This window comes from Geodermatophilus sp. SYSU D01036 (assembly GCF_054050435.1).
The window spans coordinates 65,139-90,316 of the sequence record NZ_JBJGZJ010000003.1 but is presented as its reverse complement, the minus strand read 5'-3'; the positions used below and the strand labels follow the sequence as shown (position 1 = coordinate 90,316).

Annotated in this window: 26 protein-coding genes; 8 read left to right on the top strand and 18 right to left on the bottom strand. The window is 75.8% G+C overall.

The window, feature by feature from the left end; translation table 11 throughout:
- Positions 1-107: 107 nt before the first annotated feature.
- From ACI8AR_RS04950 to ACI8AR_RS04910, 9 genes are all read right to left on the bottom strand, one after another.
- Positions 108-245: a hypothetical protein gene (locus ACI8AR_RS04950; RefSeq protein ID WP_457049979.1), complete on the bottom strand. Its 138-nt coding sequence runs from the start codon at positions 243-245 to the stop codon at positions 108-110.
- Between the two features lie 93 nt (positions 246-338).
- Positions 339-1,805, bottom strand: a complete 1,467-nt coding sequence (locus tag ACI8AR_RS04945) for a serine/threonine-protein kinase (RefSeq protein WP_457049978.1) — start codon at positions 1,803-1,805, stop codon at positions 339-341.
- Positions 1,806-1,899: 94 nt separating this feature from the next.
- Positions 1,900-3,057, bottom strand: a complete 1,158-nt coding sequence (locus tag ACI8AR_RS04940) for an RNA polymerase sigma factor (protein ID WP_457049977.1) — start codon at positions 3,055-3,057, stop codon at positions 1,900-1,902.
- The gene (locus ACI8AR_RS04935) at positions 3,054-3,494 is read right to left on the bottom strand and encodes a YciI family protein (RefSeq protein ID WP_457049976.1); all 441 of its coding nucleotides are present in this window, start codon (positions 3,492-3,494) and stop codon (positions 3,054-3,056) included. Before ACI8AR_RS04935 ends, ACI8AR_RS04940 begins: the two co-directional genes overlap by 4 nt.
- A 94-nt stretch (positions 3,495-3,588) precedes the next feature.
- Positions 3,589-5,430 (bottom strand): GMC family oxidoreductase, encoded by a 1,842-nt coding sequence (locus ACI8AR_RS04930; protein WP_457049975.1) that lies wholly within the window; start codon positions 5,428-5,430, stop codon positions 3,589-3,591.
- Between the two features lie 105 nt (positions 5,431-5,535).
- Positions 5,536-5,994 carry a zinc-binding dehydrogenase gene (locus ACI8AR_RS04925; RefSeq protein WP_457049974.1) on the bottom strand — a complete coding sequence of 153 codons (459 nt, stop codon included), beginning with the start codon at positions 5,992-5,994 and terminating at the stop codon, positions 5,536-5,538.
- Complete coding sequence (locus ACI8AR_RS04920) at positions 5,892-6,467, bottom strand: alcohol dehydrogenase catalytic domain-containing protein (protein WP_457050184.1); 576 nt, start codon at positions 6,465-6,467, stop codon at positions 5,892-5,894. Before ACI8AR_RS04920 ends, ACI8AR_RS04925 begins: the two co-directional genes overlap by 103 nt.
- A 120-nt stretch (positions 6,468-6,587) precedes the next feature.
- The gene (locus ACI8AR_RS04915; RefSeq protein ID WP_457049973.1) at positions 6,588-6,809 is read right to left on the bottom strand and encodes a hypothetical protein; all 222 of its coding nucleotides are present in this window, start codon (positions 6,807-6,809) and stop codon (positions 6,588-6,590) included.
- On the bottom strand, positions 6,806-7,993 hold the full coding sequence (locus tag ACI8AR_RS04910; protein ID WP_457049972.1) for an MFS transporter: 1,188 nt from the start codon (positions 7,991-7,993) through the stop codon (positions 6,806-6,808). The genes ACI8AR_RS04915 and ACI8AR_RS04910 overlap by 4 nt, the downstream gene beginning before the upstream one ends.
- Positions 7,994-8,212: 219 nt before the next feature.
- Here ACI8AR_RS04910 and ACI8AR_RS04905 point away from each other — a divergent pair, with 219 nt between their 5' ends.
- Positions 8,213-9,073, top strand: coding sequence for a helix-turn-helix transcriptional regulator (locus tag ACI8AR_RS04905; protein ID WP_457049971.1), 861 nt, complete (start codon positions 8,213-8,215; stop codon positions 9,071-9,073).
- A 20-nt stretch (positions 9,074-9,093) separates the two neighbouring features.
- Here the strand turns inward: ACI8AR_RS04905 and ACI8AR_RS04900 are convergent, their stop codons facing one another.
- The 4 genes from ACI8AR_RS04900 to ACI8AR_RS04885 form a co-directional block, all read right to left on the bottom strand.
- On the bottom strand, positions 9,094-10,062 hold the full coding sequence (locus tag ACI8AR_RS04900; RefSeq protein WP_457049970.1) for an SDR family oxidoreductase: 969 nt from the start codon (positions 10,060-10,062) through the stop codon (positions 9,094-9,096).
- 185 nt (positions 10,063-10,247) lie between these two features.
- Positions 10,248-10,661 (bottom strand): VOC family protein, encoded by a 414-nt coding sequence (locus ACI8AR_RS04895; RefSeq protein WP_457049969.1) that lies wholly within the window; start codon positions 10,659-10,661, stop codon positions 10,248-10,250.
- A 188-nt stretch (positions 10,662-10,849) separates the two neighbouring features.
- Positions 10,850-11,512 carry an ANTAR domain-containing protein gene (locus ACI8AR_RS04890; protein ID WP_457049968.1) on the bottom strand — a complete coding sequence of 221 codons (663 nt, stop codon included), beginning with the start codon at positions 11,510-11,512 and terminating at the stop codon, positions 10,850-10,852.
- Between the two features lie 326 nt (positions 11,513-11,838).
- Positions 11,839-12,570, bottom strand: coding sequence for a GAF domain-containing protein (locus tag ACI8AR_RS04885; RefSeq protein WP_457049967.1), 732 nt, complete (start codon positions 12,568-12,570; stop codon positions 11,839-11,841).
- A gap of 743 nt (positions 12,571-13,313) precedes the next feature.
- Between ACI8AR_RS04885 and trhA the strand changes: the two genes are divergently transcribed.
- A complete protein-coding gene (trhA, locus tag ACI8AR_RS04880; protein WP_457049966.1) occupies positions 13,314-13,970 on the top strand; it encodes a PAQR family membrane homeostasis protein TrhA in 657 nt (218 codons plus the stop codon).
- A 75-nt stretch (positions 13,971-14,045) separates the two neighbouring features.
- Here trhA and ACI8AR_RS04875 read toward each other — a convergent pair whose 3' ends face one another.
- Positions 14,046-14,264: a hypothetical protein gene (locus tag ACI8AR_RS04875; RefSeq protein WP_457049965.1), complete on the bottom strand. Its 219-nt coding sequence runs from the start codon at positions 14,262-14,264 to the stop codon at positions 14,046-14,048.
- Between the two features lie 778 nt (positions 14,265-15,042).
- Here ACI8AR_RS04875 and ACI8AR_RS04870 point away from each other — a divergent pair.
- Both ACI8AR_RS04870 and ACI8AR_RS04865 read left to right on the top strand, forming a co-directional pair.
- Positions 15,043-16,005 (top strand): AraC family transcriptional regulator, encoded by a 963-nt coding sequence (locus ACI8AR_RS04870; RefSeq protein ID WP_457049964.1) that lies wholly within the window; start codon positions 15,043-15,045, stop codon positions 16,003-16,005.
- 35 nt (positions 16,006-16,040) lie between these two features.
- Complete coding sequence (locus ACI8AR_RS04865; RefSeq protein ID WP_457049963.1) at positions 16,041-17,018, top strand: helix-turn-helix transcriptional regulator; 978 nt, start codon at positions 16,041-16,043, stop codon at positions 17,016-17,018.
- A 408-nt stretch (positions 17,019-17,426) separates the two neighbouring features.
- Here ACI8AR_RS04865 and ACI8AR_RS04860 read toward each other — a convergent pair whose 3' ends face one another.
- Entirely contained in the window at positions 17,427-17,702 is a 276-nt protein-coding gene (locus ACI8AR_RS04860; protein ID WP_457049962.1) for a hypothetical protein, read from the bottom strand.
- A 193-nt stretch (positions 17,703-17,895) separates the two neighbouring features.
- Here ACI8AR_RS04860 and zwf point away from each other — a divergent pair, with 193 nt between their 5' ends.
- The gene (zwf, locus tag ACI8AR_RS04855; protein WP_457049961.1) at positions 17,896-19,386 is read left to right on the top strand and encodes a glucose-6-phosphate dehydrogenase; all 1,491 of its coding nucleotides are present in this window, start codon (positions 17,896-17,898) and stop codon (positions 19,384-19,386) included.
- 244 nt (positions 19,387-19,630) lie between these two features.
- On the opposite strand, the gene ACI8AR_RS04850 is transcribed toward zwf, so the two are convergent.
- Entirely contained in the window at positions 19,631-19,810 is a 180-nt protein-coding gene (locus ACI8AR_RS04850) for a hypothetical protein (protein WP_457049960.1), read from the bottom strand.
- Between the two features lie 282 nt (positions 19,811-20,092).
- On the opposite strand from ACI8AR_RS04850, the gene ACI8AR_RS04845 reads away from it, so the two are divergent.
- On the top strand, positions 20,093-20,398 hold the full coding sequence (locus tag ACI8AR_RS04845) for an antibiotic biosynthesis monooxygenase family protein (protein WP_457049959.1): 306 nt from the start codon (positions 20,093-20,095) through the stop codon (positions 20,396-20,398).
- A gap of 266 nt (positions 20,399-20,664) precedes the next feature.
- On the opposite strand, the gene ACI8AR_RS04840 is transcribed toward ACI8AR_RS04845, so the two are convergent.
- Together ACI8AR_RS04840 and ACI8AR_RS04835 are read right to left on the bottom strand one after the other, a co-directional pair.
- Entirely contained in the window at positions 20,665-21,549 is an 885-nt protein-coding gene (locus ACI8AR_RS04840) for an MBL fold metallo-hydrolase (protein WP_457049958.1), read from the bottom strand.
- A gap of 50 nt (positions 21,550-21,599) precedes the next feature.
- Positions 21,600-22,265, bottom strand: coding sequence for a GntR family transcriptional regulator (locus tag ACI8AR_RS04835; protein ID WP_457049957.1), 666 nt, complete (start codon positions 22,263-22,265; stop codon positions 21,600-21,602).
- Between the two features lie 253 nt (positions 22,266-22,518).
- Here ACI8AR_RS04835 and ACI8AR_RS04830 point away from each other — a divergent pair, with 253 nt between their 5' ends.
- A complete protein-coding gene (locus ACI8AR_RS04830) occupies positions 22,519-24,282 on the top strand; it encodes a PEP-utilizing enzyme (protein WP_457049956.1) in 1,764 nt (587 codons plus the stop codon).
- 10 nt (positions 24,283-24,292) lie between these two features.
- Positions 24,293-25,171 (top strand): PEP/pyruvate-binding domain-containing protein, encoded by an 879-nt coding sequence (locus tag ACI8AR_RS04825; protein WP_457049955.1) that lies wholly within the window; start codon positions 24,293-24,295, stop codon positions 25,169-25,171.
- Positions 25,172-25,178 lie beyond the last annotated feature (7 nt).

Below are 25,178 nucleotides of genomic sequence, written 5' to 3'. Positions count from 1 at the left end.
CTGCCCGGCCCTCCCAAACACCGCTGCCGCATGGGCAGGAACACAGCCCCGGCCGGCCGTCCCGACCGGCGTGTCGGCCCTCGCGACGAGCGACGGCTCCGGGGCGGTCAGCCGCGGCCGCGCCGCCTCCGGACCGTCCGCCACCCCACGTAGCGGACCAGCCAGACGAGGGCCACGGCACCGGTGACCAGCAGGCCGGTGATCACCAGCAGGCGGGCGCTCAGGGGCGGCGTGGGCAGGGCCATGGGAGGAGGCTCCTCCCTCCCGGGCGGATCCGCCGGGGTCGCCGGCGCGACGCCCGCGGCCCGGGTCCCCGGCCGGGGCGGGGCGGACCGCCGTCAGCCCTCGCCGTCCTCCCCGCCGTCGCCGTCCTCCCCGCCGTCGCCGGCGGGCGCGCCCAGGGCGGCGCGCAGGTCCGCGACGGCGGCGGCCAGCGCGGCGGCGCCGTCCCCGGTGAGGCGGTCGCGGCGCCGGAGGTCGTCGAGGCGGCGCTCGAGGTCGTCGACCTCCCGCGCCACCCGGTCGGGGTCCTCCCGGTCCAGCGCGCGCTCGACGTCGGCCACCCGGCGGTCGACGTCGCGCCGGCCCCCGCCGGTCAGCGCGCCCCCCGCCTCGGCCTGCTCGACGGCCGCGCGCAGCGCGGCCAGCGCCGACCGCACCGGGTCCGCGGCGGGCGGCGGGGCCGCGGGCGGGGTGGTCACCGGGGTGGTCGGGACGGCCGCCGGCGGCGGCACGGGCGACGGGCTCGGGGCCGGCGCCGACGACGGGGCGGCCGCCGCGCCGCTGTCCGAGGCCGCCGCGCCGCCCGTGGCCGTCCCGCTCCCCCCGCCGGTCAGCAGGGCGGCGGCCACGGCCAGGGCCCCGGCGCCCGCCCCCACGGCGGCCGGCAGGCGCACCGGGCGCCGTCGCCGCGGGGTGCCGTCCGCTGGGGGGAGGTGCTCGGAGAGCGCGGGCCGCGGGAGCACCCGCGTCGGCGCGGGGCCGGGTGCGTCCGGCGCTCCCGCGAGCGCCGCGGCCGCCTCCGCGGCCGTCGGCCGGGCGGCGGGGTCCTTGGCGAGCATCCGGCCGAGCAGCCGGTCCACCGCGGCCGGGGTGTCCGGCCGCAGGGGCACGGCCGAGGGGACCGGCGCGTGCAGGTGCTGGGCGAGGACCGCGACGCCGGCGGCCTCGAACGGCGGGCGGCCGGTCAGCAGGGTGAACAGCGTCGCGCCCAGGCCGTAGAGGTCGGCCTCCGGGCCGGCCGGCGCCCCGGCGACGACCTCCGGCGCGAGGAACGGCGTGCTGCCCAGCACGAGCCCGGTGCCGGTCAGCGGAGCGGCACCGGGGCCGCCGTCGGCCAGCCGGGCGATGCCCAGGTCCACCAGCACGCAGGAGCCGTCCGCGGCGAGCACGAGGTTGGCCGGCTTGACGTCCCGGTGCACGATGCCCGCGGCGTGCGCGGCGGCCAGGCCCCCCGCGGCCTGCCGGCCGTACCGGGTGACGTCGGCGATGGGGAGGGGCCCTTCGCGGCCGAGGAGGGACTGCAGGTCGGGGCCGGGCAGCAGCGGCATGACCAGCCAGGCGGCCGATGCGTCGACGCCGACGTCGAAGACGCTCACCACGTGCGGGTGCTCGAGCGCGGCCAGCGCCCGGGCCTCGCGGCGGAAGCGGGACGTCCCGGCGCGGTCGGCGACGGCGGGGTCGAGCACCTTGACCGCGACCCGGCGGCCGAGGGCGACGTCGGTGGCCGCGTGGACGGTGCCCATGCCGCCGCGGCCCAGCACGCCGTCCAGCCGGTACCGGCCGCCCAGCGTCGTCCCCTCCACCCGCACCTCCCTCGTCGCCGCGGGCCGGGACCGGCCCGGTCCGAGGATGCCCGGCGGTGGCGGCGGGTGGGCGGTGCAGCGCCGGTCGGTGCCCTCAGCGTCCACGGCCGGCGTTGAGCCGGGCGGCCTGGCGCAGCAGGTGGTCGCGCTCGGCGCGGTCGGTCGCCCTCGCCGCCGCCTCGGCGTACAGCCGCGCCGCCGTCGCGAGGTCGCCGTCGCGCTCGTGCAGGTACGCCGCGACCGCGGTGTGGCGGGGCAGGTCGTCGTCCAGGACCGCGAGCGCGGCCAGGCCGGCGCGTGGCCCGTCGGCCTCGCCGACGGCCACCGCCCGGTTGAGCCGGACGACCGGGCTGCCGGTCAGGCGGACGAGCTCGTCGTACCACTCGACGATCTGCCCCCAGTCGGTCTCCGCGGCGGTGGGTGCGTCCGCGTGCAGGGCCGCGATGGCGGCCTGGGCCTGGTACTCCCCCAGCCGGTCCCGCGCGAGGGCCGCCTGCAGGACCGCGACGCCCTCGGCGACCATCCCGGTGTCCCACCGGCTCCGGTCCTGCTCGGCGAGCGGCACCAGGCTGCCGTCGGGCGCGGTCCGGGCGGGGCGCCGGGCGGAGTGGAGCAGCATGAGGGCCAGCAGCCCCGCCACCTCGGGGTGGTCGACCACGGCCGCGAGCTGCCGGGTGAGCCGGACGGCCTCGGCGGCGAGGTCGACGTCGCCGGAGTAGCCCTCGTTGAAGACCAGGTAGAGGACGCGCAGCACGGTCGCGACGTCGCCGGGCCGGTCGAACCGCACGCCGGAGACGGTGCGCTTGGCCCGGCTGATGCGCTGCGCCATCGTCGCCTCGGGCACCAGGTAGGCCTGCGCGATCTGGCGGGTGGTCAGCCCGCCGACGGCGCGCAGCGTGAGCGCGACCGCCGACGACGGCGTCAGCGACGGGTGGGCGCACAGGAAGTAGAGGTGCAGCGTGTCGTCCGCGCCGGGCACGGGCCCGGGCGCGGGCTGCTCGTCGACGACGTCCTCGCGCCGGCGGCGGGCGGCGTCGGCCCGGGTCGCGTCGAGGAACCGGCGCCAGGCCACGGTGACCAGCCAGCCCTTCGGGTCCCGCGGCGGGTCGGCCGGCCAGGTGCGGACCGCCTCCACCAGCGCGTCCTGCACGGCGTCCTCGGCCGCCGCGAAGTCGGCTCCGCGGCGGACGAGGACGCCGAGCACGCTGGGGGTGAGGCTGCGCAGCAGGACCTCGTCCAGCGGGGCGGTCATCCCTCGATGGTGGGCGGCGCGCCCAGGAAGGGGCGCACCTCGAGCCACTCGTGGATCGGCTCCCCGCCCGCCCCGGGCGCGGCCGACAGCTCCCCGGCCAGCTCGACGGCGCGCTCCTGGCTGTCGACGTCGATCACCATCCAGCCGGCGATGAGGTCCTTGGTCTCGGCGAACGGGCCGTCGGTGACCGGCGGGCGCCCCTCGCCGTCGTACCGGACCCACATCCCCTCCGGGGACAGCGCCTGCCCGTCGACGAACTCACCGGTCCCCGCCAGCCGGGCCGCGAAGTCCTCCATGTACCGCACGTGGGCGGAGATCTCCTCCGGCGTCCACTTCTCCATCGGGACGTCGTTCACCGCCGCCGGGGCGCCGCGGTAGTGCTTGAGCAGCAGGTACTTGGCCATCTGTGGTCTCTCCTCGGTGCTGGTGCGGCCCATCCTGGCCGCTCGCACCCCGGGGACGGAGCCGGTCCCGCGTTCTCGACATCGCCCCCCGGGACCCGGCGCCGGGACGGGGCGATGGTGCGGCGGGTCACGCGCCGACGAACTCCCGGAGCCCGACGCCGTGCTCCCGCGCGATCAGCTCGGCCGCCTTCTCGCCGATCATGATCGCTGCGGCGTTCGTGTTGCCGCTGACCACGTTCGGCATGACGCTCGCGTCCGCGACGCGCAGCCCGCCGACGCCGAGGACGCGCAGCCGCGGGTCGACGACCGACCCGATCCGGCAGGTGCTCGTCAGGTGGTAGACGGTGAACGCGTAGTGGCGCGCCAGGTCGGCGATCAGCTCGTCGCTCGGGACGTCGCCGCGGGTGTACCCGTGCGCCTCGGCCAGCCGCCGCGGCACCAGGAGGTCGCCGATCTCGTGCTCCCGCCGCATCCGGTCCACGACGTCGAGCGCGCGGCGCACCACCGCGGTCATCACGGCGACGTCGTGCGGGTCGGTGAGGTAGTTCATCCGGATGTCGGGGGCGGCCAGCGGATCGGCACCGGCCAGGCGGATCTCGCCCTCGCTGTGCGGCTGCACCGGGTTGGCGAGCACGAAGACGTTCTCGGCGGTCGGCGACAGGTCGGCGGCCGGGTCGTCGAAGTACTCCGCCGCGTCGACGTGCAGGCAGGAGTCCCAGATGCCGACGTCGTAGCCGCACACGAAGATGGCGATCTGCCCGTCGTGGGTGTGCTCGTCCCCGAGGCCCGTCGAGAACCAGGCGCCCGCGTCGTAGAGCGACGAGGACGCCAGCCCGCTGCCGGTCGTGAACCACTCGGTGAGCCGGCGCTCCGCCTCCGCCTTGAGCTCCTGCAGCTCCGGCGGCAGGACCGCGTCGTCGGCCGGGTCGGCCGGCAGCGGACCGGCCGGCGCCCGCAGCGCGTCCGGCCCCAGGGCCACGCGCACGGTGGCCATCGGGACGCCCAGCCCGGGCGCCGGGAACATCAGCCCCACCTGCAGGTGGTCCTTGAGGTGGCGGCCCACCTCGGGGGCGTCGACCAGGCACCGGACGCCGAGGGACTCCAGCTGCTCGCGCGGCCCGACGCCCGAGAGCAGGAGCAGGTGCGGTGACCCGACCGCGCCGGCGCTGAGGACCACCTCGCGGCCGGCCTCGACCACCTCGGTGGTGCCGGCGGCGGTGACGTACTCGACCCCGGTGGCCCGCAGGGCACCCGGCTCGCCCGAGAGGAGCACCCGGGTGGCCCGGGCGTGCGGGATCACCGTCAGGTTCGGCCGCTGCTCGGCCTCGCCCTCGAGGAACGCGTGGTAGGTGCTCGAGCGCATGCCGTGCTTCGTGGTCGTCTGGAACAGCGAGACGACGCCGGCCGGGCCGCCCCGGTCGCGGCCGTTGTAGTCACCGAGCGGGATGCCGGCGGCGACCGCGGCGTCGACGAACGCCTGCGCCCCTGGCAGCACCGGGCTGCGCACCGACACGCCGAGCGGCCCGTCGGTGCCGTGGGCGGGCAGGTCGAGCGGGAGGGCCTCGCTCGGCACCAGCCCCTCGCTCTTCCGGAAGTAGGGCAGGACGTCCGCGAAGCCCCAGCCGTCGGCACCCCCGGCGGCCCAGGCGTCGAAGTCACCCGGGTGGCCGCGCACGTAGGCCATGTAGTTGATGCCCGACGAGCCGCCGAGCATCCGGCCGCGGGGCACCATCATCCGGCCGCCCCGCAGCCCCTTGCCGCAGGCGCCCGCGTCGGCGGTGAGCATCCAGTCGGTCTCGGGGTCCGCCTGCAGGACGGGACAGGCGGCCGGCACCAGCTCGGCCGCCGGCGGCCGTCCCCCGGCCTCGACCAGCGCCACCCGGACGTCCGGGTCCTCCGACAGCCGGGCGGCGACCACCGCCCCGGCCGAGCCACCGCCCACGACGACGAAGTCCACGCTGCCCGCCATCGCGCGACGGTAGTACCGGCACCCGGGCGCCGACAGGGCGTCCGCCGCCGTCCGCGGAGGCCGGAGCCGGGGAGCCGCCGTCGGACGGGCGCCCGGGCCGGGGGGTCAGCGGGCGGGGTCGACCACGGTGATCCCGGCGACCGTCGTCCGGTCGAACACCGGCAGCAGGGCCGCCGCCCCGTCGAGGCCGATGGTCCGCTCGACCAGCCGCTGCGGCTGCAGCGAGCCCTGCTCGACGAGCGCCATCATCGCCGGGTAGTCGGCCGCGGCCATGCCGTGGCTGCCCAGCAGGTCCAGCTCCCAGCCGATCACCCGTGCCATCGGGACCCGCGGGTGGCCGTCGACCGGCGGCAGCAGCCCCACCTGCACGTGGCGCCCCCGCCGGCGCAGGCTCAGGACCGAGTCCGCGCAGGTCTGCTCGCTGCCCACGGCGTCGACGGCGACGTGGCTGCCGCCGGAGGTCAGCTCCGCGACGGCGGCCGGGACGTCACGTCCGTCGGCCCGCACCGTGTGCTCCGCGCCGAGAGCGGCGGCCACGGCGAGGGCCTCGGGGTTGCGGTCCACCGCGACCACCCGGGGCCCCCAGCGCGCGGGCGACCGCCACCGCGCTCAGGCCGACGCCGCCCGCGCCCACCACGGTGACCCACTCCCCCTCGCCGACCCGCGCGCGGGCGGCCAGGGCGCGGTAGGCCGTGGCGAACCGGCACCCCAGGCTCGCCGCGCTCCCGACGTCGACCTCGTCGGGGATGCGCACCAGTGGTGTCCGCGGCGTGCAGGGCGACGTACTCGGCGAAGGACCCCCAGTGGGTGAAGCCCGGCTGCTGCTGGTCCGGGCAGACCTGCGCCTCCCCGGCCCGGCACCACGCGCAGCGCCCGCAGCCGCACACGAACGGGACGGTCACCCGGTCCCCCGCCCGCCAGCGGGTGACCTCCGCCCCGACCTCGGCCACCACCCCGGCGAGCTCGTGCCCGGGCACGTGGGGGAACGCGACCTCGTCGTCGTGTCCGGCCCAGGCGTGCCAGTCGCTGCGGCACATCCCGGTGGCCAGCACGCGCAGCACCACCCCGCCGGGCGGGGCGGTGGGCTCGGGCACCTCCCGCACCTGGGGCCGGGCCCGGACCGAGTCGACGACGACGGCGCGCACCGGCACATGCTGTCAGGCGTCGCACCAGGACCCGCTGAGCCGCCCGGCGCGGGCCCTGCCCTCGTCGTGGCCGACCCGGGCCGCGGGCGGGCGCAGCGACGGGTCCATCGCCTGCGCGCCGGACGGGTGTCCGGCGGCGCCGTCCGGGACGACCGTCTCGGTGCGCCACCGACTTCCCGCTGCGGTGCTGTCGGAGGGGAGGCGCTCGTGCCGCACGGCCGGCGCGCCGGTCACGCGGGGACGTCGTCCCGCCGCCGGCGTGAGGTGCGGACGACGTCGACGCTCAGTCCCGCGCCGGCCGCCGCCACCAGGCCGGCGAGGAGGAACGGGACGAGGAAGCCGCCCGTCGTCTCGGCGAGCCAGCCGCCGAGCGGGGGGCCGGCCAGCTGCGCCAGGCCGAAGGCGAGGGTGCAGCGGCCGAAGGCCCCGGCGAACTCCCGCGGGGTCAGGGAGTCCGACAGGTGGGCCGCGATGACCGCCGGCAGCCCGGACATCGTCAGCCCGAACAGCAGCGCCGACGCCGAGGCCGGCGGCTCGGCACCCAGCGGCACGAGCAGGATCGCCGCGGACATGAGGAGGTAGCCGCCGACGAGCGTGGGGCCGCGGCCCCACCGGTCCGACAGCGGCCCGAGCACGATCCCGCCGGCGACCAGCCCGACGCCGACGAGCGTGTAGGCCGCCGACGCGTGACCGGCCGAGAAGCCCGCGTCGTCCTCGAGGGCGGTCACCAGGTAGCTGGTGTAGACGGAGTAGGCCAGGCCGTACGCGGCGTAGCCGCCGGCCAGGCCGATCCACCCGGGGACCCGGCGCAGGGCGCCCGCGCGCACGGGGACGTCGTCGTCGCGGCGGGGCGCCGGGCGCAGCAGCAGCAGGCACAGTCCGAGGACGGCGACGGCGATCGCGGCCTCCACCAGGTACACCGTGCGCCAGGAGGCGTCCCCGCCCCAGGACCGCAGGGTCCAGGTCAGGGCGCTGGCCAGCACGATGCCGCCGCCGATGCCCGAGCCGGCGACGCCGATCGCCGCGCCCCGGCGGGAGGGGCGGACGACGGAGCCGGCGAGCCCGGGGGCCGGCACCCAGATGAAGGCCCCGCCGACGCCGGTCAGGGTGAGCCCCACCGCGAGGCCGCCGGCGCCCCCGGCGACGGAGAGCAGGCCCAGCCCCGCCGCGCTGCAGGCGAGGCCGGCCTTGATCAGCCCGGCCGGCCGGGCGCGGCGGGACAGCGCGCTGACCGCGACGGTGCCGAGGAGGTAGGCGGTGACGTTGGCCGTGGCGACCAGCCCGGCGACGGCGTAGGACCCGAGCAGGTCGCGGTCGATCGCCGGCAGCAGCAGGGCGTAGGAGAACCGGCCGAAGGCCTGGGCGACGGCGGAGGCCAGCGCCACCAGCAGGACCAGCCCGCGTGGACGCAGCCGCACGCCCCCACCTCCGCACCCGCCGGCCGGCGACGCCGGGGCGCGTCACCGCGCCGAGTCCACCACCCCGCCGGCAGTAGGGCGAGCCGCTCGGGACCGGCTCACCGCCGGCCGGCGCCGTGCGCGCGGCGGTCCCCGTCCGGACGAGGGAGGGACCGGCGGTCCGTGGATGACCGCTCCCGGCGACGGTAGGAACGACGCAGCACCGACGAGGGAGGCGACGTGATCGACCGGGCCGGGCTGGCCGAGTTCCTCCGCCGCCGTCGGGAGGCGCTGCAGCCGGAGGACGTGGGCCTCCCCCGCGGGCCGCGCCGCCGGACGAGCGGGCTGCGGCGCGAGGAGCTCGCCGTCCTCTGCCACATGTCCACCGACTACTACGCGCGGCTGGAGCAGGAACGCGGGCCGCAGCCGTCGGAGCAGATGGTGGCCGCGATCGCGCAGGGCCTGCACCTCTCGCTCGACGAGCGCGACCACCTGTTCCGGCTGGCCGGCCACCACCCACCCGCCCGCGGTGCCGACGGCGAGCACGTCGGCCCTGGGCTGCTGCGGATCCTGGACCGGCTCGGCGACACGCCGGCGGAGATCGTCACCGAGCTCGGCGAGACGCTGCGGCAGACCCCGCTCGCCGTCGCGCTCACCGGCGACGCGACCCTGCGCGCCGGGCCGGCGCGCAGCCTCGGCTACCGGTGGTTCACCGACCCGGCCACGCGGGCGCTGTACGCCCCGGAGGAGCACGCGTTCCTGTCCCGGCTGTACGCCTCGGGCCTGCGTGAGCTGGTCACCCTGCGCGGCCCCGGCTCGCGGGCCGCGCGCCTCGCCGAGCTGGCGCTGGCCCGCAGCGAGGAGCTGCGGCGGCTGTGGGACGCGCACGAGGTCGGCATCCGCCCGCGCGAGGTCAAGCGGTTCGTCCACCCCGTCGTCGGACCGCTGGAGCTGGCCTGCCAGTCACTCGTCGACCCGGACCAGTCGCACCGGCTGCTCGTGTACACCGCCGTCCCGGGCAGCGAGAGCGCCGAGCGGCTGCAGCTGCTGGCCGTCCTCGGCACCTCGGCGTCGCCCGCCGACCGGGCCGTCCCCGGCTGAGCGGGGACGGCCCGGGACGGTCAGCGCGGGAGGGGCCGCACCCCGTCGCGCGCGGCCGCGGGGAAGGCCACCCCCGTCAGCTGCTCGGACAGGCGCCACATCCGCTCGGCGTCCCCGGGACCGCGCACCGGGCGGTAGGGCTCCTGCTCCGCGGGGGCGCCACCGGCGGAGCCGGGACCGTCCGGGCCGTAGAACCGGCCGCCGCCGTCCGGCGCGGTCGCGGCGAGCAGGGCCGGCAGCGCCGCGCTCTCCACGGTGCCGGTGAGGCCCAGCCGCGACAGCACGCGGATGAGCCGCACGGCGGTGGTGTCCCGGGCGCGGCCGACCTCGGGCCGGGCCGCGAGCAGGCTGGTCGGCGCGATCCCGGGGTGCGCCAGGTCGCTGGTGATCCCCCAGCCCGCGGCGGCGCTGCGCCGCTGCAGCTCCAGGGCGAACAGGCCGACGGCGACCTTCGACTGGGCGTAGGCGCGCTGCCCGTCGTAGGACCGCTCCCAGTTCGGGTCGTCCCAGTTCACCGCCCCCCGGCGCGCCGCGACGCTGGTCTGCGAGGTCACCCGCGCCCGGCCGGCCCGCAGCAGCGGCAGCAGGGCGGCGACGAGCGCGACGTGCCCCAGGTGGTTGGTGCCGAACTGCAGCTCGAAGCCGTCGGCCGTCGTCTGCCGGTCCGGCGGCCGCATGACGCCGGCGTTCGCGACGAGCAGGTGCACCGGCCGCCCCTCGGCGCGCAGCGTCTCGCCCAGCGCCGCGACGGAGGCGAGGGAGGACAGGTCGAGGTCGCGCAGGGAGACGCCGGCGTCCGGGACCTGGGCGCGGATCCGGGCGACCGCGGCCTCGCCCTTGCGCGGGTTGCGGACCGGCAGGACCACCTCGGCGCCGGCCGCGGCGAGCCGGCGGGCCAGCACGAGGCCGACCCCGTCGCTGCCTCCCGTGACGACGGCGCGGCGGCCGGTGAGGTCGGGGACGGGGACGTCGGGTCGGGTGCGCGGCATCGGGTGCTCCTCGGGTCGTGGGGACCCCAGCCTCACCGCGCGTGGCGCCCGTGTTCAGGGACGGCCGATCCGCGGATCGGCGGTCCCCGGCTGCGGCGGCGCCGGCCGGGACGCACGGCACCTCGGCGTGCCGGCGCGGCCGCCGTGCGGGCGTCGGGGCGGGAGCCGCCGCTGCGGCCCGGACGCTACGGCTGCTCCTCCACGGGACCGAAGACGGTCAGCAGGAGCCGTTCCGGGCCGTGGAGCCGGGAGTTGAGCGTGTCCCACGGGGTGACGGTCGGCTCGGCGACCAGTTCCGCGCCGGCCTCGACCAGGTCCGCGGTCGCGGCGCGGGTGTCGGGCACCTCGAACGCGACGCGGATCCGGCCCGGGACGCGGTGTCCCACCTCGACCTCGTCGATGTACTCGGCGTAGGGCGGGTCGTTGATCTCCAGCGTCGCCCGGCCGGCGTCGAGGATGACGACGTGGCCACCGCGGGCCTCGTGGGCCTCCTGCTCCGGCAGCCCCAGCACGTCGCGGAAGAAGCGGACCGCGGCCTCGTGGTCCGTCGCGGTGACCACGAGGCGGAGTTCGGTGACCCGCTGCCGTCGCTGCGTCATGGGGGACTCCTCGGCCGCGGTGGGGGGCGTGCCGCGAGAGGTCATCGTGTCGCACGCGCGCGGGTCGGACCGGACGCCGGCTCCCGTCGGACGACCGGGACCATCGGACACCCTCGTCGGCCCGCGCACCGGCGACCAGCTGCGGACCGCCCCGGTGCAGGCCGCCGGCGCGCATCCGGCGGGGGCGGTCACCCCTCCCCACCCGGCGGTCCGGCCGGCAGCTCCCCCGTCCGCACCAGGACGTGGGCGACGTCGCGGACCCGGCAGGCCGCGCCCGCCGACGCCCGGACCAGCGCGCGGATCGCCTGGTCGGCGGTCAGCCCGAACCGCTGCATCAGCACGCCCGTGGCCTGGTCGATCACCGCGCGGGCCTCGAGGGCGATCCGCAGGTCGTCGGCCATCGCACGGGCGCTCCGCATCGCGTGCAGATCGCCGGCCGCCGCGGCGGCGTGCGGGCCCAGGCGGGTGGCGGCGGCCCGGGCGTCCTCGTCGAAGGCGTGGGCCTGGCGGGCGTAGATGTTCAGCGCGCCGGCGACGCCGCGGTCGGCGTCGATCACCAGTGGGACGGACAGCGAGCTCAGGGCGCCGTGGGCGACCGCCCGCGGCACGTAGTCCGGCCACCGGCTGTCGGTGCGGGTGTCGGCGACCTCGACCAGCTCACCGGTGCGCGCGGCGTGCAGGCAGGGCCCGTGGTCACGCTCGTACTGCGCCTCGTCGACGTCGACGGCCAGCCGGCCGGTGGCGGCCACCGTGGTGGGCACGTCGTCGACGAGCAGCGACACCGACGTCTCGGTGTCGCCGGGCACCACCGTCCTGGCCAGCGCGGCCACGGTGTGCAGCTCGTCCTCCATCGACAGCTCCGGAGCAGGCAGGCGCCCCCGCCGCCGGGGTGCCCCGGCAGCGTCGTCGAGGCGGGGATCCTGGCTGCTGTCCACGGCACGGCTCCGGTCTGCTGCACCGGGGCGGGCACCTCGGTTGCGGACTCCGCCTCGGAGCCCGCGCTGACGTGGCACGCCGGGGTTGGACGCACGGTCGGCGCAGGCTGGCTCCCACGACCGGACCCGAGCGTACGCAGCTCTCCGTCGGGGCGGGCGCATCGCCGCGTCCAGGACGTCACCGCCTGCGGTCACCGCCCGCCGTCCCGGCCGCCGCAGGGACACGGACGGCGACGGCGGGGCTAGAGGTCTCCGCCGCGGTCGAGCAGGCCGCTCAGGGGGACCTCTCCCTCGACGATGCGCCGGGCGAGCTCGTCGAGGTCCCCGCCGCGGGTGTAGGCATGCGCCCGGAGCAGCGCCAGCGCGTCGGTGCTGCTGACCTCGAGGCCGGCGTTGACGAAGCCCATGGCCCGCCACACGACCGAGCGCCGTCCGGCGGCCGGCGCGTCCAGCCACACCGGCCCGTCGCTCTCACCGCGCGTCGCCTCGCTGTTCTGCTGGAACGTCGAGCTCACCTCGGCACTGATCGCCAGCGCGTGCGCCAGGCTCAACGCGGTCACGTCGTTCGGCGGGACCGTGTACAGGTCCAGCGCCCCGATGCCGCGCAGCCCCCCGTGCAGCGGCAGCGAGATGACCCCACGGATCGGGGTGCTGGTGACCAGCCCGTCGTGGAACGCCGGCCACCGGGACCGGATCGTCACCTCGTCGGCCACCACGGGGCCGCCCTCGGCGTGCGCCGTCAGGCACGGCCCGGCCCCGATCGTGAACTGCAGCCGCTCCGCCGTCGCCGCCGCCGCGTCACTCGAGCCCAGCGGCAGCCGTTGGCCGTCGACGAAGAAGAGCCCGATGCCCGCACCGTCGACCGGCAGCACCCGGGCGCACGCACGGGCCAGCCGCTCGGGCAGCAGCTCGGGCCCGGCCAGCTCCCCCGCCGACTCGGCGAGCACGGACCGGAACTCCGCGACGACCGTCACGATCCTCCCGTCCCGACCCGTCGGTGGCGCCGGCCCCGTCCGCCGGGGCCGGGCGGCGAACCGCCCCGGGCGTCGGGCGTCGGCACGGTGGGACCGCCTGCGGTCACTTCCTCCCGCAAACGACCGGTGCCCAAACTCCGGACGCCGGGTGGCCCCCGTTCGTGCGAGTGCCAGCCGGGACGGCGGGAGGGGCCGGGACGGCGTCCGCGTGGGTGCCGGCCCGGCCGGCGCGTGGGTCCTCGGACTCCCGCACCGTCTCCTCGCGGGTTTGCGACGTGGTGGCGCGGGCACGGATGGACATCGGCTGCGCATCCGCTCGTGCCCGCGGCTCCCCACCTGCAGGACCGTGAAGGGCCAGCCGTGGACATCGCGACGCGCACCACCGGGACGACGCCCGCCGAAGGGCACGCCGGCCGCGGGCTGGGTCCGCCCACCGCCCGGGCCGCGGCTCCCCGGGTGACCCGCCTCCCCCGCGCGTCCGGACGGGAGGCCACCGCCGGGCCGGCGACCGTGCGTGACCGAGGGCCGGACGGCGGAGGACCGGCAGCCCCGTGCGTCGTCCGGACCGGCTCTCGGCCGCTGCCGCCACGGGCGGGTGGCCCGCCCACGCCACCGATCCCTCGTCGACGCCCGACCGGTGCCCGCAGGACCACGTGGGGCACGCTCCGGCTGCGCGCCGGGCAGGTGGCATGACCGTCAGCCGGCCGGGCCACGGGGACCGCCCTGCCAGGACCGGTCCGACGGTGCACTACGACGCGCGGCGCGCGGTGTCCTACGCCAAGCCCCTCCTGCGCGGCTGGCTGCACCTGGTGTGGTTCGCCGCGTCGCTCGTCGCCGGCCCGCTGCTGTGGGCCGCCGTCCACGGCCGGGGGCCGGTGATCGGCGTCGGGATCTACACCGGCTGCCTCAGCGGGCTGTTCGGCGTCAGTGCCCTGTACCACCGGGGCAGCTGGGGGCCGGTCGCCCGCCGGGTCCTGCAGCGGGCCGACCACGTGATGATCTTCCTGTTGATCGCCGGGACGGCGACTCCGGTGTTCCTCCACGCCGTGCCCGGCACCTACGGGCGGCTGTGCCTGGTCCTGCTGTGGGCCCTCACCGCCCTGGGGATCCGGGCCCGTCTGGCCCGCATGGACGCGCCGGAGTGGCTGGTCGGAGGAGCGTTCATCGCGCTGGGGGCCGTCAACGCGCTCGCGGTGCCGGCGCTGTGGGCCGCGGCCGGCGGCCTCGCCGCGGCCCTCGTCGTCGCGGGCGGGCTGCTCTACATCACCGGCGCCGTCGCCTACCACTTCCGCCGCCCCGACCCGCTCCCGTCGGTCTTCGGGTATCACGAGGTCTTCCACGCGTTCGTGTGTGCCGCCGCCACCTGCCACTACGCCGCCATCGCGCTGCTGGTCAGGTGAGCCCGCGGGGTGGGCCGGCGCACCCGCACCGGGACACCGGCCGGCCGAGCCGGCCACGGTCGGCGGTGGGGGGGTTCAGCGGGAGCGGGCGGGGCGCGGCAGAACCGAGGGGTGCTCGGCGGCGCGCGCCACGGCCCGGGCGACTGCTCGCTCGGCTTCCTCCCGTTGGGCGGCGGCCTCCAGGTCACGCTCGACGGCGCGGCGGGCGTTGGCCAGGGCACCGCGGGTCGGTACCCCCGCGACGACGGTCCGCACGCGCTGCCGGATCTGCCACCACCGGGACAGCAGGCTCATGACGATGATCATCGGTTCAGGGGGGGTCCGTCGTCGGCCCCGTGGGTGAGGGCCAGGCAGGCCCAGCACAGCGGGTGGACGCGATCGGCGGAGTCGGGCCAGGTCCAGGTCCGGGGATCCAGGGGAACGACCGGGGTCGAGCAGATCGCCCGCCCGGCCTGTCCGATCACGTGCAACCGGCCGACCGCCGTCGCTCCGGGGATCGGGGACCCGTCGGCCGGGCGGGGGCTGGGGAGCACACCGTCGGCACCGACCGCCCAGCCGGCCGAGCGGGAGCAGGCGGCGCCTCGCTGACAGCCGGCGCGCCGGCCGTGCGGAGCTCGCGCGCAGCTCATCGGGCGCCGTCGGCGGGAGCGGGCCCGGCCAGGGCGAGCACGGCGGGGCAGGCGTCCCCCGACGTCGGGAGGTGTCCGGCAGGGGCGACCGTGGTCTCAGCCATGCCGCCACCGTGGCCGAGCGGTCCTGTCGGATACAGGGACCTACGCCTCTGTATCGGAACGAGGCGATCCGTATCGGCCCACCGGTCCCTACGAATCGCGTGGGGGATGGAGGTCGTCGGCGCCGCCTTCGGCGAGTGAGGGTGGCCCGGTCGAACAGCACCTCACGGACCTCGCCGGGACCTCCGCCCGGTGTCGAGTGGGTGCTCGACGCGGCACCGACTGCGCTGCTGGGCGAGGGGCTTCGCACATCGGGTACCGGCGGCTACCGTCGGTGGGGCCGGCGCTGCCGGTGGCGGCCCAGCCACGGCCCCGGGAAACGCGCACCCCGGAGGCGCGTCATGCCGGTCGAGGTCGTCGAGTTGTCCATCCGGGAGCCGGACGTCGCCGAGGCCGTGCTCACCGATCTCTACCGGCCGGAGCGCCCGCTCGTGTTCTCCGGCGTCCGCGGGTCGTTCACCTGCGAGCTCCGGTCGGCAACGGCCGGTCACCTGACCGCGGACCGGCTGCGGTTCACCGCGGGCATGCGCTGCGCGGTCGCTCCGCTGAGCCACCTGGTGGTGGCCAGTCCGGTGAGCGGTGGGTGCCGGTACGTGGCGGGCCGGGACCAGGTCACCACGCGACCGGGCGTGGTGTTGCGGTGCCCGACCGGCGTGCCGTTCTGGAACGTGTGGGACGACGTGGACGTGAGCATCGTGCGGCTGCCGCTGGCGGTGATCGAGCGGGTGGCCGAGGAGCGGCTGGGCGTGCCCGGTACCGACGTGCGGTTCGACGGGATGAGTCCGGTGTCCGAGCCGATGCGCCGCACGTGGCTGGGGCTGATGCGGTTCGTGCACCAGCAGATGGCCGACCCCGGCAGCGGGCTGGCCGAGCCGCTGGTCGCCGCGCACCTGGCCGAGCTGTTGGCGGCGACCGCGCTGGCGGCGTTCCCGAACACCACGATGACGTCCGGCTACCTGCCCGAGCCGGGTGCGGTGGCGCCGGCGGTGGTGCGCCGGGCGGTGGCGTTCATCGACGCGCACGCCTCGCTGCCGATCACCGTCACCGACGTCGCCCGCGCCGCCGGGGTCGGGCCGCGGGCGCTGCAGCTGGCCTTCGCCCGCCACCTCGGGCTGAGTCCGATGGGCTACGCGCGGCGGGTGCGGCTGGAAGGCGCGCACCGGGAGCTGCAGGCCGCCGACCCCACCGCCGGGGACACGGTCGCGGCGATCGCGGGCCGCTGGGGCTTCGCCAAGCCCGACCGGTTCGCCGCCGCCTACCGCGCCGCCTACGGGGTGACCCCCGCCCACACCCTGCGCACCTGAACCACCGCGGCCGCACACGCCCCGAGGAGAGGGTAATGACCGCCGAGACCGCCCCGACCACCACAGCGCCCCGACGCACCGAGTTCCGCACCCGCGACCCGGCCGAGGCACGCGAGCTCCTCGACACCCTCTACAGCGGTCGCCTCCAGGTGGACGCCCCGCGCGACGCCACTTGGCTGCTGGACCTGCGGACGGTCGACCCCGGCCCGTTCACCTTCTGCGACCTCACGCTGCCGGCCGACATCACCTTCGACGTCCACGGCCGAGACGACGTCGTCATCAGCACGGTCATCCGGGGCACCATCGGGCTCGAGCGCGGACAGAGCACCGACCGCTACGCGCCGGGGGACGTCTACGTCGCCGTCCATCCACAGTCCACCGACGTCAGTCGCACCCACAAGGCCCAGGCTCGCACCGTCACCCTGCCGCAGGCGCTGCTCACCGACGTGGCCCGCGGCGCCGCCGCGCCCGGCGGGTGGTGGCAGTTCACGGCCATGCATCCGGCCCCCGGTGACGCCGCACGCTGGCGGCAGGTCACCCGCTTCGTCGACGACCTGCTCGCCGACCCCGAGGCCGCAGACTCACCGCTGCTGCTCGGGCCGGCCGCGCGGCTGCTGGCCGCCACCGCACTCGCGGTCTTCCCGAACACCGCCGTCGCACCGCCGGTCCCCGCGGACCGCGTCGACGCCCACCCCGCCACGCTGCGCCGCGCGATCGCGTTCATCGACGCCAACTACGACCGCGACATCGGGCTCGCCGACATCGCCCGCGCCGCCTACGTCACCCCCCGCGCGGTGCAGCTGGCCTTCCGCCGGCACCTGGACACCACCCCGACCGCCTACCTCCGCCAGGTGCGGCTGGCCGAGGCGCACCGGCAGCTGCGCGACGCCACCCCCGGCGACGGAGTCACCGTGACCGCCGTCGCCGCCCGCTGGGGCTTCACGCCCAGCCGGTTCACCGAGCGCTACCGCGCCGCCTACGGCGTGCTGCCCAGCGCCACCCTGCGCACCTGACCCGCCGCCCGCGGCGGCCCGCAGCCGCCGGGCCTCCAGTCCCCGGCGCAGCTCCTCCGCCCGCTGCCGGCAGGCGCCGGCCTCGGCGACGAGCTCCACCGCGGAGCGCCGGGCCCGCTCGGCCGCGGCGCGACGCGCCGCCACCCCGGACCGGCTCGTCGGCCCCGCGCGCTGCGCGTGCCCCCGGCTGTCGGCCATCGCGCCCCACCCGTGCCCCGGCTGCCTGCTCGTGGGGCGCCGCGCGCGGAGGCACCCCGCCTGGGCTCAGCGGCGTCCTGCTCGTCCGAGAAGCCGATCGCGCGCGGCCACCCGCGGTCAGCAGACGCGCCGGCCGCGGGCCCCGCCGGACGAGCGGGCACGCGGCTGCGCACCGTGGGGGTGTCGGTTCGCGTGTCCGGGAACCACCGGTCAGTGCGCGGCGAACTCGAGCGCGTCGGCCAACGCCCACATCCGCACCGCCTCGCGCCGCTCCTCCCCTGCACGCCGGCGCATGCGGGCTGCCCGGTCGCGGTGCGGCCCGGACGGGTCGGCGCTGCAGGCGGCCTCCGCGGCGCACGCGACGTCGTCGTAGGTCAGCGCCGCCTCCGCGGCGGCCGCGGCAGCCGCACGGATCGCTGCGACAGTGCTGCGCGATGCCTCGGCCCACCGGTGATCCAGCGGCCGCTGCGCCAATGACGCGGTCACGACGCGAGCGTGACCGGCGGATCCCCCGTCGGCTACGACCGCAGGCGAACGGTCGTCCTGCGGATTCGCCCGCAGGCGAAGCCGCGGCCGGCGACGGGGCCGAGGAGCTGTCCGGCTCGGATCGGGCGCGCCTGCCGGCGCCCCCCCCGAGAGGCCTGTCCATAGGCATCCGGGATGGGCATGCTCTCCGGACATGAGCATCGACACGGGTCGTCGGTCTCCGCCCTGCGCGCTGGTGATCTTCGGCGCCTCGGGTGACCTCACCGCCCGCAAGCTCCTGCCCGCCCTCGCCCGGCTGGCCGGCTACGGGGCGCTCCCTCCGGAGGTGACGCTCGTCGGCGTCGCCCGCACGCCGATGACCGACGCCGAGTTCGCGGACGCCTGCCGCCGCGACGCCCCCACCGCGGGGAACCCGCGGTGGCAGGACATGACGGCGACGGCCCGCTACGTGAGCGGCCACTACGACGACCCGGCCACCTACCAGCGCCTGGCCGAGGTCCTCGCGACGTGCGACGGCCGGCACGGGACCGCCGGGAACCGGGTGTACTACCTCGCCACGCCCCCGCGCCTGTTCGGGCCGATCGCGGTCAACCTCGGCAAGGCGGGGCTGTCCGTGCCGGCCGGCGACAGCTCCATCCGCGTGGTCGTCGAGAAGCCGTTCGGCTGGGACGAGGCCAGCGCCCGGGAGCTGTACGCCGACCTCTCGTCGGCGTTCGTCGAGGAACAGATCTTCCGGATCGACCACTACCTGGCCAAGGAGACGGTGCAGAACCTGCTGGCGCTGCGGTTCGCCAACTCGATCTTCGAGCCGATCTGGAACCGGACGTGGGTCGACAACGTGCAGATCACCGTCGCCGAGACCCTGGGCGTCGGCGAGCGGGGCGGTTTCTACGAGACCACCGGCGCGATGCGCGACATCGTGCAGAACCACGTCCTCCAGGTGCTCTCGCTGTTCCTCATGGAGCCGCCCACGTCGTTCCACCCGGAGGCGATCCGCGACGAGAAGGTGAAGCTGCTGCGCGCGATCCGGACGCTGGACGGCGACGCGGAGATCGCCGAGAACGCGGTGCGGGGGCAGTACACCCGCGGCGGCACCCGGGAGGAGCTGATGCCGGGGTACCGGGAGGAGCCCGGGGTCGATCCGCTGAGCGCGACCGAGACCTTCGTCGCGATGCGACTGGAGGTCCGGAACTGGCGCTGGACCGGCGTCCCGGTCTACGTGCGCACCGGCAAGCGGCTCCCCGCCCGGATCACCGACGTCGCCATGGAGTTCCGCCGCCCACCGCAGCTCCCGCTGTTCCCCGGGACGGCGGCGGGCCTCGAGCCCGACGCCCTCATCGTGCGCGTGCAGCCCGACGAGGGTCTGAGCCTGCGCTTCGGCGCCAAGGTGCCCGGCCACGCCTTCCGCGTGCAGAAGGCCTCGATGGACTTCTCCTACGAGAGCTTCGAGGAGCAGTCGCCCGACGCCTACGAGCGGGTCATCCTCGATGCCCTGATCGGCGACCCCACCCTGTTCATCCGCGCCGACGAGGTCGGCCGGTCCTGGCGCATCGTCGACCCGGTGATGCAGTTCTGGGCCCGTGACGAGCGCCCCATCCCGCTGTACCAGGCAGCCACGTGGGGTCCGCCCGAGGCGAGTGCCCTGATCGCCCGGGACGGCCGGAGCTGGCGCCACTCGTCCTGACCGGCGCCGACGCGGCGGGTGCGACCACGAGCAGTCGCGCAGGCTCTTCGCGGCCCGGCGCAGGTCCGCGTCGTCGGAAACCCACATCGGGGCCGAGCCGGCCGTGCGCACGGGATCGGCCGTGCGACTCCGCAGTTCCTCTCCAGTCGATCCCCTCGCGCTGGAGCGGAACCGCAGGGGAGGAGGTGCACGACGACGCCGGCGACTCCGGTCGAGCCACAGCGACGCACGAGCCGATGGCCGGTCAGACGATGCGCAGATCGATGCGCACGTCCCCGCGGGCGGCGTGGGTCACGGCGACGACCAGCTCGAGTGCCATCTCCTCGATGTCCTCGAACCTGTCGGCCCCGGTCGTACCGACACCCGGCACGTCGATCACCCAGTGGTCGCCCTCGCTGACGGCGGTCGCGGTGAAGTCGGCCATCCGTCCTCCCGATCGCTGCCGGCGGCCGGTGCGACCGGGGTGTCGCGTCAGCCGACTGTCCACTGCCCACGTCGTCCGGGCAGCCGGAGCCTCGTCGGGCCGAGCCCGTGTCGAGGCGGACCTGGCCGCCGACCCCGCCTGCCCAGTGGACAGCATGACGACCCGCGGCCGAAACCCGGCCGGCCCCGGGACGGCGGTGATCCCTGGCGCCAGGGTTTCACCGCCCGCCCCACGGACACCGGAGAACCTGCAGGAGCGGATCCTTCGGCGAGGGAGCGGGCGATGATGACCGTGCTCACCACCAGCACGCTGCGGCCTGGAGGTCAGCAGGAGTGGGACGCAGTGATGCGGGACCGGTTCGAGGCAGCACGGCGCATGCCGGGGTGGATCTCCGGCCAGGTGCTGACCCCCGAGGACGACCCGCTGTCGCGGGTGATCATCGGCACCTGGAACAGCCGCGAGGACTGGATGGCCTGGCACGACGATCCGGCGTTCCTCGACAAGCGCACGGTGCTCGAGGGCCTGGAGTCAGCGCCCAACGTGACCCGGTGGTTCTCCGTCGTGGCCGATGCCGGGGTGGGCGGCTGACCGACCTGCCCTGAGCTCGGGATCGGTCCGCCTCCCGCTGGGTCGAGCTGCCCGTCTCGGCGGCAGCTGCGCCCCCGCCCGTCACCGCCGACGACGACCGCCCCGCCCCTCAGCGCGAGGCCGGGCCGGCCAGACGAGGAGCGCCTCGCCTCCCCAGGCGACGACCACCGCAGGACCGGCAGGCTCCTCATGGGCCCTCATCGCGGCCACCACGTCGGGGCCGCTGGAGCGCTCGGGATGGCGCGGCCGCCACACGGCGTCGCGGTTCAGCAGCTGCGGGGAGGGACCGGTGCGGTTCGGCGGGCGGTGAGCCTGTCGAACAGCGAGCCGGCGTTGAGGGTCTCGACGTACTCGAGCATGTACTCCTGGCCGACGTCGACCGGGCCGAGCTCCGGGAACTTGACCCGTTCCTGGGTCTCCTCCCTGGTCCAGCCGGCGGCCACGGCCTCGGCGACGGCCGCCTTCCAGCTGAGCAGCACCGCCCGCTGCTTGTCGACGTAGGACAGGTCCGTGACCGGCCCGTGGCCGGGCACGACGACGTCGACGTCGAGCGAGCGGATGATCTCCAGCGACGCCAGCCACTGGTCGACGTCGCTGGTCATCAGCCACGTCTGGCACTCGCAGAAGACGCTGTCCCCGGTGAAGACCATCCGCTCCTGCGGCACGTACACGGCCAGCTGGCCGGGTGTGTGCCCGGGGGTGTGCAGGAGGTGGAAGTCGTGGTCGCCGACGCGTAGTGACAGGTCGCCGGTGAAGACGACCTGCCCCTTGTTCGGGTCCTCGTAGTACTCGTCCCGGTCCGGGAACAGCTCGATGCCGTCGGGGTCGTCGGTGGCGAGGGCTTCCCGGGCGTACTCGAACGGGTCGAGCTCCGGGTAGACGGTCATGAAGTTGTCGTAGAGCCCCTTGTGGTTGACCACCGTGCCGGCGCCGCGGAAGTAGTAGTTGCCGAAGATGTGGTCGACGTGGTGCTCCGTGTTGATCAGGTACTGGACCCGACCGAAGGACTCGACGAAGCGGCGCATCTCCACCGCCCGGGTCGGCAGCTGGGGCGTGTCGATGACGACCGGGCCGGCCGAGGTGACGACGCAGCTGGGATTGCACCCCCGCACCTTCGTCTCGGTGAAGACACGGTCGTTGAGCTGCTGCATCGAAGCCTCCGTCGGCTCGGGTCGGTGCTCGGAGAGGGAGGACGGGTCGGTCAGTCGTCCTGCGACGCGGTGATGCGCTTCACCACGGAGGCGCCGAAGAACTCGATGTGAGCGCGCATCTCCTTGCCCGCCAGGTCCGGGTCGCGGAACTGCACGGCCATGAGGACCGGGCGGTGGAGCTCGGCGATCGCGTGCAGGTCTGAGTGGCCGCGCAGGACGCTCACCACGGTCCGGGCTTCCACCCGCAGGGAACGCCAGACCTCGAGCAGCACCTGGTTGCCCGACGCCTCCACGATGAGCTCGTGGAACCGCGTGTCGTGGACCAGGAGCGCGTGGAGGTCGTCGTCGGCGGCGGCCTGCCGCATCCCGGCGAGCTGTTCCTCCAGTGCCTGCAGTTGCGCCTCGGTCATGCGCGTCGCGGCCTCGCGGCCGGCGACCTCCTCGAGGGCCGCCCGCACGGGGTAGATCTGACCGAGCTCCTCGACGGTCACCTCCCGGACCCGGGCACCCTTGTGCGGCTGTGACTCGATGAACCGCATGGCCTCGAGGTCGCGCAGCGCCTCCCGGACCGGAGCCTGACTCACGCCGAACTCGGCGGCCAGGACGCTCTCCTTGACCCGGTCCCCCGGGCCGTAGGTGCCGTCGAGGATGCGCTCGACGATGAGGTCCTTGATCTGTTCACGCAGGGCACCGTTGCGGTGCAGTGGCCGGTCCACTCGTTCTCCCTGGGGTGCGGACCGCCCCCGGCGGCCTGTCTGCTCATCGATAGTACGGGCGCGGATCGTGCTGTCAATCACGGTCATCGAGAGCCATGCCGGCACTGCCTGCGGTCTGGGTCACGAAAAGTCGCGCCAAGGGGTTGACGCGCATCACACTCGTCCGCCAGATTATCGATAGTTCGGCCGACCGTGGCGAGGTCGCCGACGTACCGCCCCTCACCGATCCCGACACCCCTACACCGGAGTGGGCATGAGCGACGACAACGTCCTGGCGACCTTCTTCGGGGACGACGAGTTCCCCGTGCAGTGGGAGGCGGGCCAGAAGGAACTGTTCTGGGTGCACGACGACCTGCACATCCCGAACCCGGTCTCCCCCATGTACGCCGACATCGGCGGGTGGTGGCTGAAGTGCGACTACATGTTCCGGCGCTTCGGTACCCCGTTCGCCTCCGACTGGATCTCCAAGATCGTCAACGGCTACGTCTACACCGCGGCGATCCCGGCGACGCCGGGTCTGTCGGCCGAGGCCTCCGAGTACGGCGCCCGCTACACCCCGCGCGTCCCGCTGGACCCGCAGGACCCCGCCGAGCTCGGCGGCTACATGGGCTGGACGCTCCCGTACTACGCGGAGAACTTCCTCGTCTGGTGGCGCACGCGCCTGCGGCCGGAGATGGAGCGCAACTTCGTCCGCTTCGACGAGTACGACTACGCCGGCGCCAGCCTGGTGGAGCTCGCGATCCTGCTCGAGGACGCGATCGACGTGCACGACCGGCACTGGCAGATCCACTGGGTGCTGAACTTCGCCCAGTTCTCCTCCACCCTGGCCCTCAACGCCGCGATCGCCGCGGCCAAGGGCGAGGGCGACCACTCGGCACTGATGGGCCGGCTGCAGAGCTCCACGGAGAACCGCAACTGGGACTCCATCGAGGAGCTCTGGAACATCAAGGAGTGGGTCAAGAAGGAGCAGGGCGAGGTCGCCAAGGCCTTCACCCGCGCCACCGCCGGTGACGTGATCCGCGCCCTGGAGGCCACCGACGCCGGCCGCGCGTTCCTCGCCGAGCACATCGAGCCGTACCAGAAGGTCTTCGGCTACAAGTCGATGTACGCCCACGAGTTCTCCTTCAAGACCTGGCGGGAGAACCCGGCGCCGATCGTCGAGGCCGTCCGCGGCTACCTCGAGTCCGACTACGACTACCCGGCCGAGCTCAAGGCCGTCGCCGAGGACCTGGAGAGGGCGAAGGCCGAGGTGTTCGAGGGCGTGGAGCCCGGCCCGGCGCGGGACGAGCTGGAGCGCGCGCTCGACCTCAGCCTGCGGATGAACCCGCTCACCCCGGACCACCACTTCTACATCGACCAGGGCACCAACGCCCGGGTGCGGCTGGTGCTCATCGCGATCGGCGAGAAGCTGGTCGGCGACGGCAGGCTCGCCGACCCCGAGGACGTCATGTACCTCAAGTACAACGAGCTGCGCCGCCTCATGGCCGGCACCAACTCCTTCGACGCCCAGGAGCTGGTCGGCGACCGCCGCGACGCCCGCGAGGACGCCTACGAGCTGCGGCCCCGCGACTGGGTCGGCACCGCCACCCGGGAGGCCGTCGCCTTCCCCTACCTGTCGCTGTGGGCCTTCCCCGAGAAGCTCGAGCGGCCTGCCCCGTCGCACGCCGGCGAGATCCCGGGCCTGCCCGCGTCGGCCGGCGTCGTGGAGGGGACCGCGCGGGTCGTGCTCTCCCCCGAGCAGTTCAGCGAGGTCGAGCGCGACGAGATCGTCGTCTGCCGGATGACCAGCCCCGCCTGGGTCGTGCTGTTCACCAAGATCTCCGGCCTCGTCACCGACGCCGGCGGGATGGCCTCGCACCCGGCCGTCGTCTCCCGCGAGTTCGGCATCCCGGCCGTCGTCGGCACCTCCGACGCCACCCGGCGCATCTCGACCGGGGACCGGGTCCGGGTCAACGGCTCCACCGGCCGCGTCGAGATCGTCGGCGCCGTCCCGGCCGCGCCCGCCCCGGCCCTCTGAGGAGAACCCGATGACCGCGATCCTCCCGCCCCCGACCACGGAGCAGCACGCCGCCGTGTCGACGCACGACCAGCCGCTCGTCCTGCCCTTCAGCGACCCTCGCTGCCGCGTGGCGGAGCTGACCGGCGGCAAGGGCGCCAGCCTCGCGACCATGACCGCCGAGGAGCTCCCGGTGCCCCCGGGCTTCGTCATCACCTCGGCGGCGTTCTCCGCCGCGGTGGACGAGGAGGCACTCCGTGAGGCCATGCGCCGCAAGGACGTCGACGCCGCCCGTGCCCTCGTCGCCGCGGCGAGGCCCCCGCGCGAGCTCATCGAGCGCGAGTACGCGAGGCTGCAGGGCCCGGTCGCCGTGCGCTCCTCGGCCTGCGCCGAGGACTCCGAGGGCGCCAGCTACGCCGGCCAGCAGGAGACGTTCCTCAACACCGACGGCCTCGAGGCGGTGCTGCACAACGTCGTCGAGTGCTGGCTGTCCTTCTTCACCGACCGCGCCGTCTTCTACCGGCAGGAGAAGGGGTCGCTGGAGGACGTCGCGATGGCCGTCGTCGTCCAGCAGATGATCGACAGCCAGAAGTCCGGCGTCATGTTCACCGTCGACCCGGTGCACGGCCGCAAGGACCGGATGGTCGTCGAGGCCGCCCGCGGCCTCGGCGAGGCCGTCGTCTCCGGCGAGGTCACGCCCGACAACTACACGCTGTCCCGCCAGGGCGTCGTGAAGAAGTCGAAGGTGGTCGACGCCGAACGGATCCTCTCCGACGACGAGTGCGTCGCCCTGGCACAGATGGGTCAGAAGCTGGCCGACCTGCACGGGGTCCCCCAGGACATCGAGTGGGCCTTCGACGCCGCCGGGGACCTCTACCTGCTGCAGTCCCGGCCGATCACCACCGTCTGAGCGGCGG

What these genes read in the sequence shown, in the direction of transcription:
- ACI8AR_RS04900 (WP_457049970.1), bottom strand. Translation starts at nt 10,062, where the DNA reads ATGCCGCGCACCCGACCCGACGTCCCCGTCCCCGACCTCACCGGCCGC.
- ACI8AR_RS04895 (WP_457049969.1), bottom strand. Translation starts at nt 10,661, where the DNA reads ATGACGCAGCGACGGCAGCGGGTCACCGAACTCCGCCTCGTGGTCACC.
- ACI8AR_RS04850 (WP_457049960.1), bottom strand. Translation starts at nt 19,810, where the DNA reads ATGGCCGACTTCACCGCGACCGCCGTCAGCGAGGGCGACCACTGGGTG.
- ACI8AR_RS04825 (WP_457049955.1), top strand. Translation starts at nt 24,293, where the DNA reads ATGACCGCGATCCTCCCGCCCCCGACCACGGAGCAGCACGCCGCCGTG.
- ACI8AR_RS04870 (WP_457049964.1), top strand. Translation starts at nt 15,043, where the DNA reads ATGCCGGTCGAGGTCGTCGAGTTGTCCATCCGGGAGCCGGACGTCGCC.
- zwf (WP_457049961.1), top strand. Translation starts at nt 17,896, where the DNA reads ATGAGCATCGACACGGGTCGTCGGTCTCCGCCCTGCGCGCTGGTGATC.
- ACI8AR_RS04940 (WP_457049977.1), bottom strand. Translation starts at nt 3,057, where the DNA reads ATGACCGCCCCGCTGGACGAGGTCCTGCTGCGCAGCCTCACCCCCAGC.
- ACI8AR_RS04865 (WP_457049963.1), top strand. Translation starts at nt 16,041, where the DNA reads ATGACCGCCGAGACCGCCCCGACCACCACAGCGCCCCGACGCACCGAG.
- ACI8AR_RS04930 (WP_457049975.1), bottom strand. Translation starts at nt 5,430, where the DNA reads ATGGCGGGCAGCGTGGACTTCGTCGTCGTGGGCGGTGGCTCGGCCGGG.
- ACI8AR_RS04830 (WP_457049956.1), top strand. Translation starts at nt 22,519, where the DNA reads ATGAGCGACGACAACGTCCTGGCGACCTTCTTCGGGGACGACGAGTTC.
- ACI8AR_RS04890 (WP_457049968.1), bottom strand. Translation starts at nt 11,512, where the DNA reads ATGGAGGACGAGCTGCACACCGTGGCCGCGCTGGCCAGGACGGTGGTG.
- ACI8AR_RS04935 (WP_457049976.1), bottom strand. Translation starts at nt 3,494, where the DNA reads ATGGGCCGCACCAGCACCGAGGAGAGACCACAGATGGCCAAGTACCTG.
- ACI8AR_RS04845 (WP_457049959.1), top strand. Translation starts at nt 20,093, where the DNA reads ATGATGACCGTGCTCACCACCAGCACGCTGCGGCCTGGAGGTCAGCAG.
- ACI8AR_RS04920 (WP_457050184.1), bottom strand. Translation starts at nt 6,467, where the DNA reads ATGTGCCGCAGCGACTGGCACGCCTGGGCCGGACACGACGACGAGGTC.
- ACI8AR_RS04875 (WP_457049965.1), bottom strand. Translation starts at nt 14,264, where the DNA reads ATGAGCCTGCTGTCCCGGTGGTGGCAGATCCGGCAGCGCGTGCGGACC.
- ACI8AR_RS04950 (WP_457049979.1), bottom strand. Translation starts at nt 245, where the DNA reads ATGGCCCTGCCCACGCCGCCCCTGAGCGCCCGCCTGCTGGTGATCACC.
- ACI8AR_RS04840 (WP_457049958.1), bottom strand. Translation starts at nt 21,549, where the DNA reads ATGCAGCAGCTCAACGACCGTGTCTTCACCGAGACGAAGGTGCGGGGG.